The sequence below is a fragment of the Pseudomonas brenneri genome (genome assembly GCF_007858285.1).
Lineage (GTDB): Bacteria > Pseudomonadota > Gammaproteobacteria > Pseudomonadales > Pseudomonadaceae > Aquipseudomonas > Aquipseudomonas brenneri.
In genome coordinates this window covers 28,489-47,522 of the sequence record NZ_VFIL01000009.1, presented here as the reverse complement: position 1 = coordinate 47,522, position 19,034 = coordinate 28,489, and the positions used below count along the sequence as shown (strand labels likewise).

General features: G+C 62.1%; 15 protein-coding genes. All 15 read right to left on the bottom strand.

The window, feature by feature from the left end; genetic code table 11:
• Positions 1-32: 32 nt before the first annotated feature.
• Positions 33-2,486, bottom strand: coding sequence for a TonB-dependent siderophore receptor (locus FJD34_RS19705; RefSeq protein ID WP_090292638.1), 2,454 nt, complete (start codon positions 2,484-2,486; stop codon positions 33-35).
• Between the two features lie 130 nt (positions 2,487-2,616).
• Positions 2,617-3,573 carry a FecR domain-containing protein gene (locus FJD34_RS19700; RefSeq protein WP_090292635.1) on the bottom strand — a complete coding sequence of 319 codons (957 nt, stop codon included), beginning with the start codon at positions 3,571-3,573 and terminating at the stop codon, positions 2,617-2,619.
• Complete coding sequence (locus tag FJD34_RS19695; RefSeq protein ID WP_032856483.1) at positions 3,570-4,079, bottom strand: sigma-70 family RNA polymerase sigma factor; 510 nt, start codon at positions 4,077-4,079, stop codon at positions 3,570-3,572. Before FJD34_RS19695 ends, FJD34_RS19700 begins: the two co-directional genes overlap by 4 nt.
• A 73-nt stretch (positions 4,080-4,152) precedes the next feature.
• A complete protein-coding gene (locus tag FJD34_RS19690; protein WP_090292633.1) occupies positions 4,153-5,598 on the bottom strand; it encodes an efflux transporter outer membrane subunit in 1,446 nt (481 codons plus the stop codon).
• Positions 5,595-6,653 carry an HlyD family secretion protein gene (locus FJD34_RS19685; RefSeq protein WP_090292631.1) on the bottom strand — a complete coding sequence of 353 codons (1,059 nt, stop codon included), beginning with the start codon at positions 6,651-6,653 and terminating at the stop codon, positions 5,595-5,597. The genes FJD34_RS19690 and FJD34_RS19685 overlap by 4 nt, the downstream gene beginning before the upstream one ends.
• A gap of 25 nt (positions 6,654-6,678) precedes the next feature.
• Entirely contained in the window at positions 6,679-8,214 is a 1,536-nt protein-coding gene (locus FJD34_RS19680) for an MFS transporter (protein ID WP_090292629.1), read from the bottom strand.
• A 169-nt stretch (positions 8,215-8,383) separates the two neighbouring features.
• Positions 8,384-9,304: a LysR family transcriptional regulator gene (locus FJD34_RS19675; protein ID WP_032856479.1), complete on the bottom strand. Its 921-nt coding sequence runs from the start codon at positions 9,302-9,304 to the stop codon at positions 8,384-8,386.
• Positions 9,305-9,356: 52 nt separating this feature from the next.
• Positions 9,357-9,983: an energy transducer TonB gene (locus FJD34_RS19670; protein WP_032856478.1), complete on the bottom strand. Its 627-nt coding sequence runs from the start codon at positions 9,981-9,983 to the stop codon at positions 9,357-9,359.
• A 99-nt stretch (positions 9,984-10,082) separates the two neighbouring features.
• A complete protein-coding gene (locus FJD34_RS19665) occupies positions 10,083-10,931 on the bottom strand; it encodes an ABC transporter permease (RefSeq protein ID WP_090292627.1) in 849 nt (282 codons plus the stop codon).
• 12 nt (positions 10,932-10,943) lie between these two features.
• On the bottom strand, positions 10,944-11,795 hold the full coding sequence (locus tag FJD34_RS19660) for an ABC transporter ATP-binding protein (protein ID WP_065943933.1): 852 nt from the start codon (positions 11,793-11,795) through the stop codon (positions 10,944-10,946).
• A 1-nt stretch (position 11,796) separates the two neighbouring features.
• Positions 11,797-12,822 (bottom strand): ABC transporter substrate-binding protein, encoded by a 1,026-nt coding sequence (locus FJD34_RS19655; RefSeq protein WP_065943932.1) that lies wholly within the window; start codon positions 12,820-12,822, stop codon positions 11,797-11,799.
• A 14-nt stretch (positions 12,823-12,836) separates the two neighbouring features.
• Complete coding sequence (locus FJD34_RS19650) at positions 12,837-13,721, bottom strand: TauD/TfdA dioxygenase family protein (protein ID WP_090292626.1); 885 nt, start codon at positions 13,719-13,721, stop codon at positions 12,837-12,839.
• 233 nt (positions 13,722-13,954) lie between these two features.
• Positions 13,955-15,316 (bottom strand): HlyD family type I secretion periplasmic adaptor subunit, encoded by a 1,362-nt coding sequence (locus FJD34_RS19640; protein ID WP_065943930.1) that lies wholly within the window; start codon positions 15,314-15,316, stop codon positions 13,955-13,957.
• On the bottom strand, positions 15,306-17,462 hold the full coding sequence (locus tag FJD34_RS19635; RefSeq protein WP_032856472.1) for a type I secretion system permease/ATPase: 2,157 nt from the start codon (positions 17,460-17,462) through the stop codon (positions 15,306-15,308). The genes FJD34_RS19640 and FJD34_RS19635 overlap by 11 nt, the downstream gene beginning before the upstream one ends.
• 41 nt (positions 17,463-17,503) lie before the next feature.
• Positions 17,504-18,850: a TolC family outer membrane protein gene (locus tag FJD34_RS19630; protein ID WP_032856471.1), complete on the bottom strand. Its 1,347-nt coding sequence runs from the start codon at positions 18,848-18,850 to the stop codon at positions 17,504-17,506.
• Between the last annotated feature and the right edge of the window lie 184 nt (positions 18,851-19,034).

Below are 19,034 nucleotides of genomic sequence, written 5' to 3'. Positions count from 1 at the left end.
CCGGCCGCCACAGCAGACTCTCCTTGAGAGCCTTACCAGTCGTACGTCAGGCTCGACACCACCGTGCGCCCTTCGCCGTAGTAGCAATCCAGGTCGCTGGTGCACTGTGAGACGTAGGTTTTGTTGTCGAGGTTCTGCACATTCATCGCCAACTTGACGCCTTTGAGCTTCAGGGGCGAGGCGCCCAGGTCGTAGCTCAGGCTGGCATCGTAGACGGTGTAGGACGGCACACTGAACGCGCCGGCGTAGTAGTCGCCAAGACTTTTGCGCGAGTAACGCGCGCCGATACCTGCGCCGAGACCGGCCAGCGGGCTGTCGCCAACGACGGTGTAGTTGACCCACAACGCCGCTGTCAGCGGCGAGATGCCCGCCGGGTGGCGGCCTTCGCGCCCCTCGTTGTCCTTGGTGTACTTGATGTCGTTGCGCGCCGCCGAAGCGACCACATCCCAGGCATCGTTCAACACCGCCTTGGCTTCGAACTCGACGCCGCGCGAACGCATGGCCCCGCTCTGGCTGCTGAAGTTGGTCAGCGGAATGGCCGTCAGGATATTTTCCTGGTCCAGTTGGTAGACCGAGACCTGCACAAAACTTTCCTGGCCCGGCGGCTGGTACTTCACGCCGACTTCGTACTGGTTGCCGGTGGACGGGTCAAAGGGCTTCTGGTTGGCATCGGTGCCGGACAGCGGCAGGAAGGATTCCGAGTAGCTGATAAACGGCGCCAGCCCGTTATCGAACAGGTATACCAGGCCTGCGCGACCGGTGAATGCCTGGTCCTTGCTGCTGGTGCGGTCGCCACTCAGCGGCACCTTGTTGACCACGTTGGCCCAGTCATAACGCCCGCCCAGCACCAGCGCCCACTTGTCCCACTTGATCTGGTCCTGCACATACAGGCCGGTCTGGGTGATGGTGTTGTCCCAGCGGTACGGCTGGCCAAAATTCAGCGGCTGGCCGTAGACCGGCGTGAACAGGTCGATGATCGGTGGGTTGCGGTCATAGAGGCCGAGGAACCTGGAGTTGGAGTGGTAGTAATCCAGGCCCACGATCAGCGTGTGGGAAAACTCGCCGGTGTTGAACTCGGCCTGGGCGATGTTATCCACGCCGATGACTTTGTTGTTCTGCTTCCAATCCACACCGAAGCGCTGCAGGTAGCGTTGATCCATGGCGCCGGTGGCCGGGTTGGCGACAAACCGATAGCCGTGCAACGGCGCCACGTAGCGGTCGTCCACTTCGGCATAGCGCGCGTTTTGCTTGAGGGTCCAGGTGTCGTTCAAACGATGGGACAACTCGTAGCCGAAGGCGACCTGTTCGCGGTTGTATTTGTTGACGCCCGGTTCACCGATAAACAGATCACGGTCGATCTTGCCGTTCGGATTTTTCCAGATCGTCCCGGAGGCCGGCAGCCCCTGGGCTTCGGGCACGCCCTTGTCTTTCTGATATTGGGCGAACAGAGTCAGGCTGGTGTCGTCATTGGGTCGCCAGGTCAGGCTGGGCGCGATGAATTGCCGCTTGTTTTCGAAGTAGTCGATCTCGCCCTGTTCGTCCTTGAGTCGTCCAGTGAGGCGATAGAAGAATTGGCCTTGGTCATCCAGCGGGCCACTGAGGTCGATGGCCGCGCTCTTGTGCTCGTAGGTGCCGGCTTCAAGCACCACCTGGCGCACCGGGGTCTCGCTGGGGCGCTTGCTGACCATATTGACGATGCCGCCCGGCTGGTTGTGCCCATACAGCACCGATGCCGGGCCCTTGAGCACTTCGATGCGCTCCAGGGAATAGGGCTCGATCTGCAACGCGCCGCCGGTACTGCCACCGCCGTACGGCAAGTGCAGGCCGTCAAGGTACAGGGGCGTCGGCGAGAAACCACGGGAGGTCGGCTCATCGAACAGCTTCACTCGGTCGGAAAAACCACCGGCGCTCATGCCTGGGGTGTAGAGCAACGCCTGGGTCACGCTTTGCGCACCCCGCGCCTTGATTTCGGCGGCGGTGATGACGTTGATGGTCTGGGGGATTTCCACCAGTGCCGCATCGGTCTTGCTGCCCGTGGCGCTCCGCGTGGCGACGATGCCGTCGACCGGGCCCCAGGCGCTTTCCTGGGCCTGCTGGGCGCTGATCCGAGTCGCGCCCAATTGCACCGAGCCGTCCCCCGAAATGGCCTGCACCGACCAGCCACCACCGGACTGCATCGCCACCAGGCCGCTGCCCGCCAACAACTGCTCCAACCCAGGTCCAGTGGCATAGCGACCCTGCAAGCCAGGGCTGCGTTTGCCTGAAGTCAGCGCCGCATCCACCGAAAGCAAAATCCCCGATGCGCTGGCGAAACGGTTCAACGCCTGGTCCAGGCTGCCGGCAGGAATGTTGTATTGGCGCAAGGCTTCACCGGCGCTCTCCTGGGCCTGAACCATGCTCGGGACGACTGGCACAGTCGCCAGCACACTGATAAACAGGCCACGGCGCAAGGCGCGGGCCAGAGGTTGGATTGGGTGGTGCGGCATTGCAGGACTCCCCGTGAGAACGCTTCTTGATTGGCTTTCAAGAGGTATCCCGGACGGGGATGGAAAACCGACAAAAGAAAATCAAAAATTTATCCTTGGCCCTCAACCCAGACACAAAACCCTGTGGGAGTCAGGCCCTGGGTTTGAGGGTGACCCAGTAACGGGTCACCGCCTGTACCTGCACCGGTAGCGAGCGCTCCAGCGCCGCAAGGATCGCGTCAGTGTCATTCAGGGGAAATACGCCGGTCAGCAACAGGCCCGCTACCGACTCATCGCAACGCAAAACCCCTGGCCGATAGCGGCTCAGTTCCGCGACAAACTGCCCCAACGGCTGGCGCTCGGCGATCAGGCGATTGTGGGTCCAACTGCTGGCGTTGGCATCCAGCGCGGTCACCGCCGAGGTCTGCGTTGCGCTGAACCACAGGCTGTCCCCCGCACTCATCAGCACCGGCACACCCTGCACCGGGCGCACCTGCACACGCCCTTCATACAGATCGACGCGGCTACCATCGTCCAACTCGCGCACGGCAAACCGGGTGCCCAGGGCCTGGATATCGCCGGCGGCGGTTTCGACGATCAGCGGGCGGGACGGGTCGTGGCCGCTGGTCAGCAGGAGCTCGCCACGAATCAGGCGGATGCGCCGCTCAGTGGCACTGAAGCGCAGGTCGATGGCGCTGTCGCTGTTGAGGTCCAGGTGGGTGCCGTCGCTCAAGGTCAGGTGGCGAATCTCGCCAGTGGCGGTGCGATGCTCGGCAAAGGCCGCCTGCCAGGGCTGGCTGCCCTGCACCAGGTAGCCACTGCCACCGGCCACCAGCAGCAACCCAAGCAGTTTCAGCGCGGCCCGGCGCTGGGGGTCTGGCGCGTCGCGCAACACCGCACGGGCGCTGTCGGCGGGCACACCGCCCAAGGTCTGCTGCAACTGCTGCAAACGCTGCCAGGCGCGACGATGCTCCGGGTCGGCGGCCTGCCAATGGGCAAAGGCCTGGCGCTGGGCCCCATCGAATTCGCCGCCCCATTGCAGCATCAACCACTCACTGGCCTGCTCGACCACCGCCTGGGCAATCGGCGCGTCATGGCGGGCTCTCATTCTTCGTAAGCCACCTGGTAGCAGGCAATGATCGCGCGGGTCATGTACTTCTGCACCGAGCTGATCGTCACCCCCAGGCGTTCGGCGATCTGCGCGTAGGTCAGGCCTTCGAACTGCGACAACAGGAACGCGCGGCGCACGTTCTCGGGCATGCGGTCGAGCATGGCGTCGATCTGCATCAGGGTTTCGAGGATCAGTGCGCGGGTCTCCAGTGACGGCGACTCTGGCTCCGGCAAGTGGGCGATGCTTTCCAGATAGGCGCGCTCGATGCGCAGGCGGCGCCATTGGTCGATCACCAGGTTGCGCGCAATCTGCGTCAGGTAGCTGCGACTTTCCCTGGCCCCGGGAAAACGCCCAGACACCAACAGGCGCAGGAACGTGTCCTGCGCCACATCGGCGGCGTGCTCGCGGTCGCCCAAACGCTTGCGTAGCCAGCCTTGCAGCCAACCATGATGGTCGCGGTACAGGAGATGAAGCTGTTGCTGGCCGTCAGTCGCGGTGTCCATGAATCGCCCGGATACACTATTGAGAGCAATTATCATTACAGCTTGTATCGCGACTGGCAAAAAACTTTATCAGTTACCGCCCGGCGGTCTGCAACGGGTACACCGACTCCCAACCTCCGCCCAGCGCCTTGTACAGGCCGACCATGGCCAGGGACACGCCGGTGGAGCTTTCCACCCATTGCTCCTGGGTCGCCAGCAAGGCGCTCTGCACCGTGAGCACGTTGACGAAATCCACCACCCCTTCGACGTACTGGTGCTGGGCGGTGTCCAGGGCGATCTGGTTCTGGCGCACCGCTTCGGCGAGGCTGCCGCGGCGCAGTTGGCTGGCGTTGTAGCGGGTCAACTGGTCGTCGATTTCATGCCAGGCACGCAGCACGGTCTGCTGGTAGGCCAGGGCCGCTTCCTGCTGCTGGGCTTCGCGCAGGTCGAGCATGCCCTGCAAGCGGCCACCGTTGAACAGCGGCAGGCTCAACGACGGGCCGAAAGCGAACGTGCGCGAACCCCAGGAGCCCAGATCCGATAACTGCATGGCCTGGGAACCGAGGCTGCCCGACAGGGTGATCCGTGGGTAGAAGTCGCCCTTGGCCACACCAATGCTGGCGGTCGCCGCATGCAGGCGCGCCTCGGCCTGGCGGATGTCGGGGCGGCGCTCTGCCAGTTGCGACGGCAGGCCAATCGCCACCTGGCGCTGGGTCTGGGGCACTGCGCCGTCCGGTGACAGTTGCGCATGCAAGGCTTGCGGAGCCTGGCCCATCAACAGGCTCAGGGCGTTGATCAACTGGTCCTGGCGCTGCTGCAAATCCGGCAGGCGCGCTTCGATGGCGGCGACTTGCGCAGCGGCTTCAGCGACATCCAGGTGGGTAGCCACACCGTCGGCCAAACGCAGCTGCGAGAGTTTCAGGCTACGGCGCGCCACGTCGAGGTTTTGCTCGGTGACCGCACGGGTGCTTTGCACGCCGCGCAGTTGAATGTAGTCCTGGGCAGTCTCGGCCAGCACCGACAGCAGCACCGCGCGGCGGTCGTTTTCGGCCACTTGCAGGGTGGCGTTGGCAGCTTCGGTTTCGCGTCTTACCCGGCCCCAGAAGTCCAGTTCCCAGGAGGCCGCAAAGCCTGCATCCCACAGGTTGAAGGCCGAACGGCCGTTGTTGCCCGAAGGGTCGCTCAGGCCATTGGCGCTATTGCGTTTGCGCCCGTAGTTGCCATCGGCGCTGACCTCTGGATAGCGTCCGGCGCTCGTCACCTGGCGCACTGCGCGGCTCTGTTGCAGGCGGCTGCTGGCCAGTTTCAAGTCGAGGTTGTCGCTCAGTGCCCGGCGCACCAGGGCCGACAGTTGCGGGTCGTGGAACACGTCCCACCACTGCTCTTCCAACGGATCGCTGACCGCACGGCTGGCGGCCTGGCGTCCCTGGGGCTCGGCCCAGTGCGCCGTCGACCGGACATCGGGCCGCTGGAAATCAGGGCCTACGGTACACGCACCCAGACTGACCAGGCTGAGGGTAAGCAGTGCGAGTTTTCTCATTGCTGCGCCACCTCACGTTGCTGCGCACTGGGATGGGTGTTGACGCTGGCCTCCACCGACATCCCGACCCGCAGGCGATGGATATGCGCCTGCCCTGGCTCCAGGAGGATTTTCACCGGAATGCGCTGCACCACCTTGGTGAAGTTGCCGGTGGCGTTGTCCGGCTTGACCGAGGCGAAGGTCACGCCCGTGGCCGGCGCCAGGCTTTCCAGGTGACCCTGGAGCACTTCACCGTCGAGGCTGTCGACCCGCACTTCAACCGCTTGGCCGGCATGCATGTGGGACAGTTGGTTTTCCTGGAAATTGGCCACCACATACGCGTCGGCCAGCGGCACCACGGCAAGGATCTTGCTGCCGGGTGTGACAAAGGCCCCGACCCGTACCGCACGCTCGCCGACCATGCCGTCCACCGGCGCGACAATGCGTGTGTACGACAGCTGATAACTGGCCATTTCCAGCGCGGCCTGGGCCCGCTTCAAGCCGCCTTCAGCCGCATCGCGCTGGGCGCTGAGGATTTCCACCTGCTTGCGTTCGGCGGCCAATACCGCCGTGGCATTGGCCAGGCGCGCGGTGGCCTGGTCGATACGGGTCTTGGCTTGCTGGGCATTCTGCACAGTGCCGGCACCGACACCGGCGAGGTGGTTGTAGCGGTTCAACTCGTGCTCGGCGAAGGCCACTTCGGCGCGATCGGCGGCCACGGTGGCCTGGGCCTGGGCGATCACCGAGCTTTGCCGCTCAAGGTTGGCCACCGCGTTTTTCAGTTGAGCCTGGGCCATCAGGGTCTCGGCATCGGCGGCCTGGGCGGCGGCACGCAAGTCGCGGTCATCGATCAACGCCAGCAACTGCCCGGCCTTGACCTGTTGGTTGTCTTCCACCAACACCTCTTTGATAAACCCGGCAACCCGTGGCGCCACCAGGGTGTAGTCAGCGGCCACAAAGGCGTCGTTGGTGGTCTGGCGCTTGTTGCCAAATACACCCGGCGCCAGCAGGTACACCAGCACACCCACGGCGCACACGGCGATAACAGTCACGGCAATCTGGTCTTTACGTTTCATAAAAATCCTTTGTCTGCGTCAACAATCAGGTGGGTGCGCGCGGCGGGAAAATCCGCGTCGGCATCCAGAAAATCAGCAGGATCAACGCCACCGCGACACCGGCCATGACGTAATAGAGATCCGAAGAAGTCAGCACCACCGCCTGCTGGTGCAGCCGATGGGCCAGGCCCGGGGCGTCACTATTGGCCAACGGTGAGTTGCCCAGGGCGTCCACCAGCATGGTCGAGTGGAAATGCAGGCGGTGGGTGGTCAGCACCTCGATCACCCCGGTGGCAACCACCGCGGCCAGGCCCTTGACCGTGTTGAACCAGGCCGAGGCAAACGGCCCATCGGTGGGCACGATGCTGCCGGTGGACAGCATCAACAACGGCAATACCGCCATCGGCTGGCCGAAGATCTGCAACAGTTGCAGCACGTAGAACTCATCCCGGATCCACGCCGAGGTCAGTTGCGCACCGCCGACACAGGACAAGGTCAGCATGCCCAGGCCAATCCCCAGCACCCAGCGGCAGTCCACCCAGCGCAAGTTGCACAGGGCCGCTACCAGCGGCAGGGCGATCAACTGCGGCAGGGCCATGATCAGCATCACCGGCGCGGTTTGCAGCGGCCGATAGCCCTGCACCTGCGCCAGGTAGCTGGATGGCAGGATGATCACCGCCTGCAACACCACCAGCACCCCGGCCAGCACGATCAGGGCAAACGACAGGTTGCGCAGCCCGAGCATCTGCAACTTGAAGAACGGCATCGGGTGTGACCATTCATTGAGCATGAACAGCACCAGCAACAGCACCCCGCCCACCAACAGCGTGGTGATCAGCGGCGACTCGAACCAGTCCAGGCGATTGCCCTGCAAGATGCCAATCACCAGCATGCAGATCGCCGGAAACCCCAGCAGCAGGCCGCGCCAGTTGAACTGCTTGAGGCGCTCCAGGCGCAGCGGGTCCTGGGGCAGGCCGTAAGCCACGGCAACCATGGCCAGCAGGCACGGCGCGACAATCTGCCAGAACGCCCATTGCCAGCCGACATATTCGGTCCAGAGCGCCGCCAGCGGTGTACCGAGGCTGGGGCCGAAGGTGGCGGTCAGGGCGTAGCCGGCCAGGCCGTAGAGTTTGACGTTGGCCGGCAAGAAACGCAGGGCCACGGTCATCAGCATCGGCGGTAGAGCGCCACCGGCCAAGCCTTGTACGGTACGCAGCAGCAGCAGGCTTTCATAGTTCGGCGCCAGGGGGCACAGCACCCCCAGCAGGGTAAACAGGCCGATGGCCCACAGGGTGAAACGGCGCAGCGAAAACGTCACCGAACACCACGGCGCAAAGGCCATGGCCGAGACGGAGGTAGCGGTGTAAGCGGCTACCAGCCAGGTGCCTTCGTCAAAACCGATGTACAGCGCACCACGGATATCGGCGAGGGCGACCTTGGTCACCATTTCGTTCAGGCCCGAGACCAACACCGCCAGCAGCACGCCGACCAGGCCGATGATGATCCGCGGGCCAAACACAGGGGGGCTGACGGCGGCGGGTTTGGCTGCAGCCAAGGGAGCGGGGGCAGCGAGGGAAGTCATGAAGGTACAACTCGGAAATAGAATACCCGAGCAGTTTAATAAGGCTTAGACATGACGAAAACTGACTTATGGGAAGGTTATAACTGCGCCAGACGCAGCTATCAGACCCACCACGGCACTCACTGTAAACGCTCCCACACAAGCCCATTCCACATTGGGATGGGGGTTTTCAGGTGGGCTGGGCTTCACGCCAGGTAGCCGCGCAGCTTTCGCGCATGGTTTCGCGCAGCCATTTGTGCGCCGGGTCTTTGTCGAAACGCGGGTGCCAGGCCTGGGTCAACACCAGGGTCGGCAGGGAGATCGGCAGGGTGAATGCGCGCAGTGGCAGTTTCAGGCGATTGGCGCTGTAGAGCGCTTCCTTGGGCACCGGCAGGATCAGGTCGGAGTCGGGCAGCATGAACATCGCGCCGTGAAACCCCGGCGCGATCATCGCCACCCGGCGTTCCAGGCCCTGGGCATTGAGGGCGGTGTCGATCGGCCCACGGGCGATGCCCCGTCGGGAGATGCTGATATGGGAGTAGCTGGCAAACCGTGCAGCAGTGATTTCTTCGTCGAACAACGGATGGCCTTCGCGGGCCAGGCCGACGAAGGTGGTGGAGAACAGGTTCTGCACCTTCACTTCCGGGGTGATCGGCATGGTGTTGCCGACGCGCAAGTCCAACCGCCCTTCACGCAAGGCTTCGTCGTCGCTGTCGCCTTCGGGGACGAAACGCAGCTCGCAATGGGGTGCCACACGCTCCATGGTGTCGAACAGACGACCGCCATACACACCGACAAAAAAGTCATTGGCGCGCACGCTGAACCGCCTACGCAAGGTGCTCAGGTCGACCTCGTCCGCCGACCGGAACAGCAACGCCGCCTGCTCCACCACATTGCGCACCTGGCCTTGCAACTCCAGGGCCTTGGGCGTGGGCACCAAGCCGCGCCCTGCCCGCACCAGGATCGGGTCGCCCACCGCCTCGCGGATGCGCGTCAGGGTACGGCTCATGGCGGCCGGGCTCAGGTTCATCCGCCGCGCGGCGCCCACCACGCTGCCCTCGTCGAGCAGGGCGTCGAGGGCGACCAGTAGGTTCATATCCGGTAATTGCATGCCAAGCACTCGTGATGGGTTTGGAGTACATAGCACGCAATCGTAGCAGGCTTTACCGGTACTGTTTCAGGCTATGCGGCAGGTAATCGGCGTAGGTGGCGGTGGGGTTGGCCTGACACTGGCGGACGACTTCCGGCAAGAGGTTTTCCAGTTGATCAGCCAAGGCCAGGCCATCCGCATAGGTACTTTTGCCACTGAACGCCGGCAGCATCACCGCCACACGGGTGATGGCAAAGCTCTTCATGGCACTCAACGGCCGGGAGGGATACTCGCGACGGAACTGGCTGACCTCTTCGTTCAGGTCGCGGCAGGATTGAAACTTGACCTCGGTAAAGTTCAGCTGGACCGCTTCACGACTGATGGGCTCGGGTGCAAACAATATGTCATTGCGCGCCTCGATCACCGCCGGGCGCTCGGCATTCACGGTCCAGGGCTTGAAGCGCCACTGCTTGGCCGCACCGACGGCGGACTCACCAAAGGCTGGCTTGGTGGCACTGAGGACTTTCACATCGCTGACCGAGCCGTCGTTATGAATCTTGAGGCTGATCTGCGCATGACCTTGGGTGGTGCTCAGGGTCTTGGGGTAGACCGGCTTGGCGCTGAAAACCACTTCGGGTTTGAACTCGGCATAAGCCGATGTCGATAACAGCAGCACCGCCGCCAAGACCAAAAACCGCATGTTCGTAAATCCTTTTACCGGCCAGGCCTGACGCCAGGACGGCATCAGGTTCGGGCGGCATTATCGGACTCGCAACAGGCAAAGAGCAATCATTCTTGTTTAGCGCTGCATCCCCCAGCGCTTCACAGTGACGCGCTCCAAAGTGTCGAACACCAGGTTTTCCACAAGCAGGCCGATCAGGATTACCACCGCCAGCCCGGCGAAGACCTTGTCGGTGTACAGCTCGTTGCGGTTCTGGAAGATGTACCAGCCCAGGCCACCCTTGCCGCTGGTCGCACCGAACACCAGTTCGGCAGCGATCAATGTGCGCCAGGCAAAGGCCCAGCCAATCTTCAGGCCGGCGAGGATCGATGGCAGCGCCGCCGGGATCAGGATAAACAGCACAAAGCGCATGCCCTTGAGGCCGTAGTTGCGCCCGGCCATACGCAGGGTTTCCGACCCCCCCATAAACCCCGAGTAAGTGTTGAGTGCCAAGGCCCACAGCACCGAGTGCACCAACACAAAAATCAGACTGTTCTGCCCCAGGCCAAACCACAGCAACGCCAATGGCAGCAGGGCAATCGCCGGCAGCGGGTTGAACATTGAGGTCAGGGTGCTCAGCAGGTCGCGGCCCATCTGGGTCGAGACCGCCAAAGTGGTCAGGGCGAATGCCAGGACAATGCCGATCAGGTAGCCCTTGAGCAGCACCACCAGCGAGATACTGACCTTACCCAACAGCTCGCCACTGGCAATACCGTCGTAGAAGGCGTGGAAGGTCTGCAAGAAACTGGGCAGCAGCAGGTCGTTGTTCTGATAGCGCGCCGCTGCTTCCCAGAGGAGTGCCAGCACGATCAGGATCAAGCCTTTGCGCAACCAGCCTTGTTGCCACAGGCGTTGGCGCAGGGGCAAGGCACGCTCCACGGGCACGCCGGGCAGCGGTTGCAGGGTGATTTCATATTCCTGGCGCATGGGCACAGTCCTTCAATAAGCAATGCGGATATCGGCGAAATCCAATTCGGTTTCCGCCTCGGGCGTTTCATCGAACAACAGGCGATGAATACGCCGCGCCGACGCCTGGAACTCCACACCGCCAAGGCTGTGCAGGTCGTATTGATGGCTGTGGATTTCTGCGCGCACGCGCCCCGGATGCGGCGACAGCAACAGGATGCGGTTGCCCACCACCAGCGCTTCTTCGATGGAGTGGGTGACAAACAGCAAGGTAAAGCGCACCTCCTCCCACAGCAGCAGCAACTCCTCCTGCATCTTGCGCCGGGTCAGGGCGTCGAGGGCGGCGAACGGTTCGTCCATCAGCAGGATTTTCGGCTGCATGGCCAACGCCCGGGCAATCGCCACGCGGGCCTTCATGCCACCGGACAGCGTGTGCGGATAGGCGTCGGCGAAGGCGCTCAAACCGACCTTGTCCAGGTAGTACAGCGCCCGTTCTTCGGCCTCGCGACGCTTGAGGGTCTTGGAGGCCAACAACGGGAACATCACATTCTGCTTGACGGTTTTCCACGGCGGCAGTTGGTCGAATTCCTGGAACACCACGATGCGATCCGGGCCCGGTTGCTCGACCTTTTGCCCTACCAGGCGAATTTCGCCTTCACAGGGTTTGATAAAACCGGCTACCGCCTTGAGCAGCGTGGACTTGCCGCAGCCCGAAGGCCCCAGCAGCACAAAACGGTCGGCCGGATCGATCTCGAAACTAACCTGGTGGGTGGCCCGCACGACCCGTTCGGGCGTGCGGTATTCAAGGCTGACGTGATCCACCGAGAGCAGCGCCTCAGTGGTCTTCAGGTTGCTGGCCGTGTGGCCTTGCAAGGGCGCGTTCATCTCAACTCCCTTGCAGCGGCTTGGCATCCTGGAAGAAGTAATCCTTCCACGATTCAGGCTTGTTCTTGATCGCGCCAACCCGGTAGAGGAACTCGGCCAGCGGGTAGGTGTTTTTTGGCGTGACGCTGAATTCGAATTGCGGGTTGTCGATGATTTTCAGCAGCGCGGCACGGTCGATCTTGGCCTTGGTCACACGAATGTAAGTGTCGGCAGCGGCGCCCTTATCGTTCTGCGCAAACTGCGCGGCCTCGGTCAGCGCATCGATAAAGGCCTTGTAGGTCTTCGGGTTGTCGTTGCGAAACTTCTCGGTGGCAAACAGTACGGTCGGCGAGTTTGGCCCCAGCAGGTCATAGGTATTGAGCACCACGTGGACATTGGGGTTGGCCAGCGCCTGGTCCTGGAACGGTGGGTTGGAGAAATGCCCGGTCAGCTCGGTACCCCCGGCGATCAACGCAGCCGTGGCGTCCGGGTGCGGGACGGCGATGGTGTATTTATCCAGGCGATTGAACTCCTTGTCGCCCCATTGCTTGGCCGCCGCGTATTGCAGGAACCGCGACTGCACGGAAACCCCCACGGCCGGCACGGCGATGCGGTCTTTCTCGGTGAAGTCGGCGATGGTCTTGACCTTGGGGTTGTTGCTGACCAGGTAGTACGGGAAGTTGCCCAGGGAAGCCACGGCCTTGACGTTCTGCTTGCCGTGGGTGCGGTCCCAGATGGTCAGCAGCGGGCCGACCCCGGCGCCGGCAATGTCGATGGAGCCAGACAGCAGCGCGTCATTGACCGCCGCGCCGCCGGACAGTTGGGTCCAGTCGACCTTGATGTCGATACCTTCCTGCTTGCCATATTTCTCGATCAGGTTCTGGTCGCGCACCACGTTGAGCAGCAAGTAAACGATGCCGAACTGCTCGGCAATGCGAATCTCGCCTTCGGCCTGGGCGACGGCGGGAGCAACCAGACTGCCGGCCAACAGGCTGACGCCAAGGCCCACGGTCGCGGCCAATCGTGCAAAGGGGGTTTTCCTGGACATGGTCATGCTCCGAATCAGAAAGGCGCGTCGCCCTGGATGGTGGTGCGAAACAGTTTGCGGCGCAGGTGGCTGGGGCAACCGGCGGCCAGGTGGATCAGCGAGCGGTTGTCCCAGAACACCAGGTCGTGGGGCTGCCAGCGGTGGCGGTAGATGTTTTGCGGGTGGATGCTGTGGGCAAAGAGTTGGGCCAGCAGGTCGCGGCTTTCGTCTTCGGGCAGGCCGACAATGCGGGTAGTGAAGCCTTCGCTGACGAACAGCGCCTGGCGCCCGTTTTCCGGGTGGGTGCGCACCACCGGGTGCACCACTTCGGCGACCTGCGCCAGTTGTTCGGGGGTCAGGGTCGGGCGCCAGTTGCCTTCGAATTTGGTTTCGCTGTAGCGCGCGGTGTAGGAATGCGCAGCGCTGCGACCTTCCACGGCTTTGCGCAGATGCTCGGGCAACTGGTCCCAGGCTTTGTGCATGTCGGCAAACAGCGTGTCGCCGCCTTCGGATGGTAGTTCCTGGGCGTGGAGCATCGAGCCCAGGCTCGGCAGTTCTTTGTATGACAGGTCCGAATGCCAGAACTTGCCCGCGTCGCCCAGGCCGATGGATTGGCCGTTCTCGATGATGTTGGAGACGATAAGGATTTCTGGGTGGTTGACCAGCAGGAACTGTTTGAGCACATGAATCTGCAACACGCCGAAACGGCGGCTGAAGGCGATCTGTTGCTCGGGGGTGATGCGCTGGTCGCGGAACACCACTACATGGTGGTCCAGGTGCGCGCGATGGATGCGGGCAAAGTCCTGGTCGTTGACCGGGCGCGACAGGTCCAGGCCAATGATCTCGGCGCCTACGCTGCCGGGGAATGGGCGGATGTCGAAGGTTTGCGCGGTGGGCAAGGCGGCTGTGGCGGTGGACATGTGATCACTCCCTGGCAGTCAGGAGAGTGACTTTATAGATATAAGAACTGGAATTTAAATACCGTTAGAGAATAACGATATGGCCTTTTGAGGATAGAGGCCGGAAGGTGTGGGGAGGTTGAGAGCCCTTCGCGAGCAAGCCCGCTCCCACATTCGACCGATTTCCAACATGGGAATGCAGTCGAATGTGGGAGCGGGCTTGCTCGCGAAAGGGCCCGCCCAGACACCGAAAATCAACGCTCCTGCAGCGACTCGGCCCGGGCCTTGATGATGGGCTTGAGCAGGTAGCTGAGGATGGTCTTCTTGCCAGTGATGATGTCGACCGAAGCGACCATGCCAGGGATGATGATCAGCGGCTTCTCATCGGTGCCCAGGTGGCTGCGGTCGGTGCGCAAGGTGATCATGTAGTAGGTGGTTTTCTTGTCTTCATCGGTAATGGTGTCGGCACCGATGCGCTCCAGCTTGGCCTTGAGGCCGCCGTAGATGGTGTAGTCGTAGGCGGTGAACTTGACCACGGCTTCTTGCCCCGGGTGCAGGAAGGCGATGTCTTGCGGGCGGATCTTGGCTTCTACCAGCAAGGTGTCGTCCAGCGGTACGATTTCGACCATGTCGCTGCCCGGCTGGATCACCCCACCAATGGTGTTGACCAGCAGTTGCTTGACGATCCCGCGCACCGGCGAGGTGACCATGGTCCGGCTCACACGATCTTCGAGGGCTTTGCCGGTGGCCTGGGCCTTGTTCAGGTCAGTGCGCGCCTCGTTGAGCTCGGTCAGGGCTTCGCTACGGTATTTACCGCGAGTCTCGTCGATCTTGCGTTGTACTTCCTTGATCGCCGAATCAGCGCGCGGGATGGCCAGGGTGGTGGCGTCCAGTTGCCCACGGGTTTCCATTTCTGCGCGCTTGAGACGCAGCACTTCCACCGGCGACACCGCACCCTGGGCGACCAGGGGTTCGGACATGTTGATTTCCTGGCGCTGCAACGACAGCTGGCTACGATACTGGCCCTGCTTGGAGGTGTATTCGCGCATTTCTTGCTGGCGCTGCGTCAATTGCTCCTGCAAGCCGCCGATTTCGTCCTTGAACTGCTGGCGCCGGCTTTCGTACAGCGACTGCTCGTTGATCGCCTGGGTTGGCGCAGCAGCCCGCACATCTTCAGGCACATTCAACGGCCGGTCTTCGATCTGGGCGTTCAAACGCTCGATGCGCAGCAGCAGGGACAGGCGCTGGGCCTCGGTTTCCCCGGCGTTGGAAACAAAGCGCGTGTCGTCCAGGCGGATCAGCGGCGCACCGGCCTCAACGATCTGCCCTTCCTTGACATACAACTCAGCGACGATACCGCCCTCAAGGTTCTGGATCTTCTGCAATTTGGAGGAGGGAATGGCCTTGCCATCACCGCGTGTCACTTCGTCGACCTTGGCAAAACCAGCCCACAGCAGCATGCACAGGAAAAACCCGATGATCCCCCAGATGGTCAGCCGCACTACGCGCGGGGCATCTTCGATCAGGGCCTTCTTGACCTCTGGCAGTGGCTGGCCGTCCAGCGAATCGGAACCAATGAAATAGCGACGGACCGCGTCCTTGAATTTACGCAACACTGATCTGCCCCTTCTTCAACGCTTCCATCACTACGGCTTTCGGGCCATCGGCAAGGATTTGCCCACGGTCGATGACCAACAAACGGTCCACCAGGGACAGCAGCGACGCACGGTGCGTCACCAGCACCACGGTTTTGCTTTCCACCACGGCTTGCAGGCGCTGTTTGAGGCGCTCCTCACCGGTGTTGTCCATGGCGCTGGTCGGTTCATCCAGCAGCAGGATAGGCGGGTTGAGCAGCAGGGCGCGGGCCAAGGCGACGTTTTGTCGCTGGCCGCCAGAAAGGTTCTGGCCCCGCTCGCCCACTTGCAGCTCGTAGCCTTGTGGGTGCAGGCGGGCAAATTCGTGGACACCGGCCAATTCAGCGGCTTGCAGCACCACTTCGTCTTCAACGTAACGGGCGCCGGAGACCAGGTTGTCGCGCAGGGTACCGGCCAGCAGCTGGATATCCTGGGGCACATAACCGACGTTGTGGCGCAGTTCGCTGACGTCGATCTGGCGAATGTCCACGCCGTCCACCAGCAAGGCGCCGGAGTCGGGCTGGTAGAGGCCCACGATCAGTTTGGCCAGGGAGCTTTTGCCTGAGCCGCTGCGCCCGATGATGCCGATCTTCTCGCCGGGCTTGATCACCAGGTTGATGTTCTTGAGCGCCATGTTCTGCTGGTTGGGGTACGTGAAATTCAGGCCCCGGCACTCGATGGCGCCTTGCAGGGTGCGGCGGCTCAAGGGGCGCTCTTCGAAGTTGCGCTCCTGGGGCAGCTCCATCATCTGGTCGGTGGAGACCATGGTGACTTTGGCTTGCTGGTAGCGGGTCATCAGGCCCGACAGCGATGCCAGGGGGCTGAGGGCGCGGCCACTGAGCATGTAGCAGGCAATCAGGCCGCCCATGCTGAGGTTGCCGTCGATGATCTGGTAGACGCCGAAGACAATCATGATCACACCGGCCAGTTGCTGGATCAGCAAGGTGATGTTCATCGACAGCCCAGAGAGCATTTTCACCCGCAACTCAAGGCGGCTGAGGGTGCCAATGGTCTGTTCCCACTGGTACTGGCGCTCGCTCTCGGCGTTGTTGACCTTGACCGCATCCAGCCCGGCCAGGGTTTCAATCAGGCTCGACTGGCGCTCGGAAGCCAGGGCCATGGTGCGCTCCATGGTGGCAACCAGCGGCTTTTGCAGCAGGTAGCCGATGCCCAGGGCAATCGGGAAGGCCAGCATGGGGATCCACACCAAGTGCCCGCCGAGGATCGCGATCACCATGAATATCAGCAGGGTAAACGGCAGGTCGATCAGGCTGGTGAGCGTCAAGGACGCGAGGAAGTCGCGCAGGCTCTGAAACTCGTGGATGTTCTGGGCAAAACTGCCGACCCGCGCCGGGCGGTACTTCATCGACATCCCGACGATCCGCTCGAACAGCGTAGCCGAGATGATCAGGTCGGTTTTCTTGCCGGCCAGGTCCAGGCACAGGCTACGCAGGCTCTTGAGGACCAGGTCGAACACGTAGGCAATGAAAATACCGGTGGCCAGCACCCACAAGGTGGCAGTGGCCTGGTTCGGCACCACGCGGTCGTAGACGTTCATCACGAACAGCGGCGCGGCCATGGCAATCAGGTTGATCAGGAAACTGGCGGCGATAGCATCGGCGTAGAGCCAGCGCGAACGCTTGAGGGTGTCGCGAAACCAGGAGCGGGCCCGCGGGATCAGGGTGCCGTGGCTGACATCGAATTTGTGCTGGGGCTGGGCAAAGAACACTTTGCCGATGTAGTCATCGGCCAGCGCTTCACGCTTGACGATGGTTTCACCGCCATCGCTTTCGCTGAGCAGCACCTGGGCCTCGTCTTCACCCTGCCAACCGAGCAGCACGGCACTGCGGCCGTCCTTGAGCAACAGCAGCGCCGGCATGGCAATCGCGGGGATCGAATCGAGCTTGCGTTGCAGCAACCGCCCTTGCAAACCGGCGCGGGCCGCGGCCCGGGCCAGCAAGTCAGCGGTCAGTTGCTGGGCCGGCAATGGCAGGCCGGTGGTCAGCATTGCCGCACTGGCGGGCTTCTGGTGCAGGGCGCAGAGAGCCAACAACCCGTCGAGTAACGGGTCGTCGTGCAATGTGCGGGGATCATGACTGAGATGGACTCGACTGACTTCTGATTCCACGCGGGCTCTCTCAACTAACAGATGGGACTATAAGGAATAGCTCAATTCATCCCAGGCAGTTGGACTTTCGGCTTCACATCGTTCTGTACGACGGAGGCCATCGGTGCGACCACTCCCTGGCTCTTGAGCAACTCGCCCATGGTCGCCTTGATTCGGTACTGAGTAAATAACTGAACGTTTTTTATCTCTTCCAAACGACGCGAAGCCGTGAACAGCTCGTTTTCACTGTCGAGCAAGTCAAGCAGAGTTCGTTCGCCCAGGCTGAATTGCTTCTGGTAGGCGCCGCGCACCTTGCTGCTGTGGTCGACGTATTGCTGGGCAATCGGCACCTGGGCATTGGCGTTGTTCATGGCGTTCCAGGCCAGGCCCAGCTCTTCGTTCAACTGGCGCAAGGCGTTGTTGCGGATATCCAGGGCCTGGTTGGACTGGTAGGACTTGGACTCCAGCTCGGCTTTGTTGCTGCCACCGGCGTACAGGTTGAAACGCATGCGCAGCATGGCTTCCCAACCGTTGTTGTGGCTGGCGTCGCCGTCGATGTTGTTGTCGGCGTTGCGGCCCAACTCGGCGTCGAAGCGTGGGTAGAAGGAAGACTTGGCGGCTTCGTATTGTTTTTCGGCGGCGGCGATGTCGGATTCGGCCGAACGCAGGATCGGGCTGTTATCCAGCATCTGGCGACGCGCTTCGTTCAGGTTGGCGGGCAGCAGTGCCATGAAGCTGGGTGGACGCTCCAACTGATCGGCGTCTTGGCCGACGGCGCTCAGGTAGTTGGTCTGGGCATCGGCCAGGTTGGTCTGCTCAGTGATCACGTTGTTGCGGGCCTGGGCCAGACGGGCTTCGGCCTGGTCCAGGTCAGCCCCGCTGCCGACGCCACGCTGGGTGCGCAACTTGATCTGGTCGTAGATACGCTCGTGATTGCGCAGGTTGTCTTCAGCCAGGCGCACGAACTCACGACGGGTCAGGACATCCAGGTAAACCTGGGCTACCGTCAATGCAGTGCGCTCGGAAGTACCCAGCAGCGAAAACGCGCGGGAGTTAACGGTGGCTTGTTGACGCCCTACTTCACTGGAAGTGGCAAAACCGTCAAAAACCATTTGCTGCAAGCGCAGGCTCGACTCACCGCGATTGAGTGTGTCCCAGTGGCCACCACGGGCACGGGTGGATGAACTGTCGGTACCTTCACGGCCATAACCCGCGTTCAAGTCGACACGGGGCAGGTAGCCACCCTTGGCCGCACGCAACTGATAGTCAGCCGCGATACGAGCGTTGACACCTGCCTGAATCTCAGGATGCACATCCAGCGCTTGCTGCATGGCCTGGGGCAGGGTTTGGGCTTGTACAAAACTGGCGGCGAGAACGAACGGTATTGCCTTAAGCAGGTGCAAACGCATTTTAAAAATCCCCAGGACTTCTTGTCTCAAGTCACAGCAACTTGGTGTGCTGCGTTAGAAAATGGCTACCGTAATGACCGTACGTCGGAAAGTTCAAAAGCGGAACTGGTTCACACATGTAGGACGGTTCGCCGCATGAATATCAATGTGACATTAGCGAGGCGATTGTTTAGGATGGCGCCAA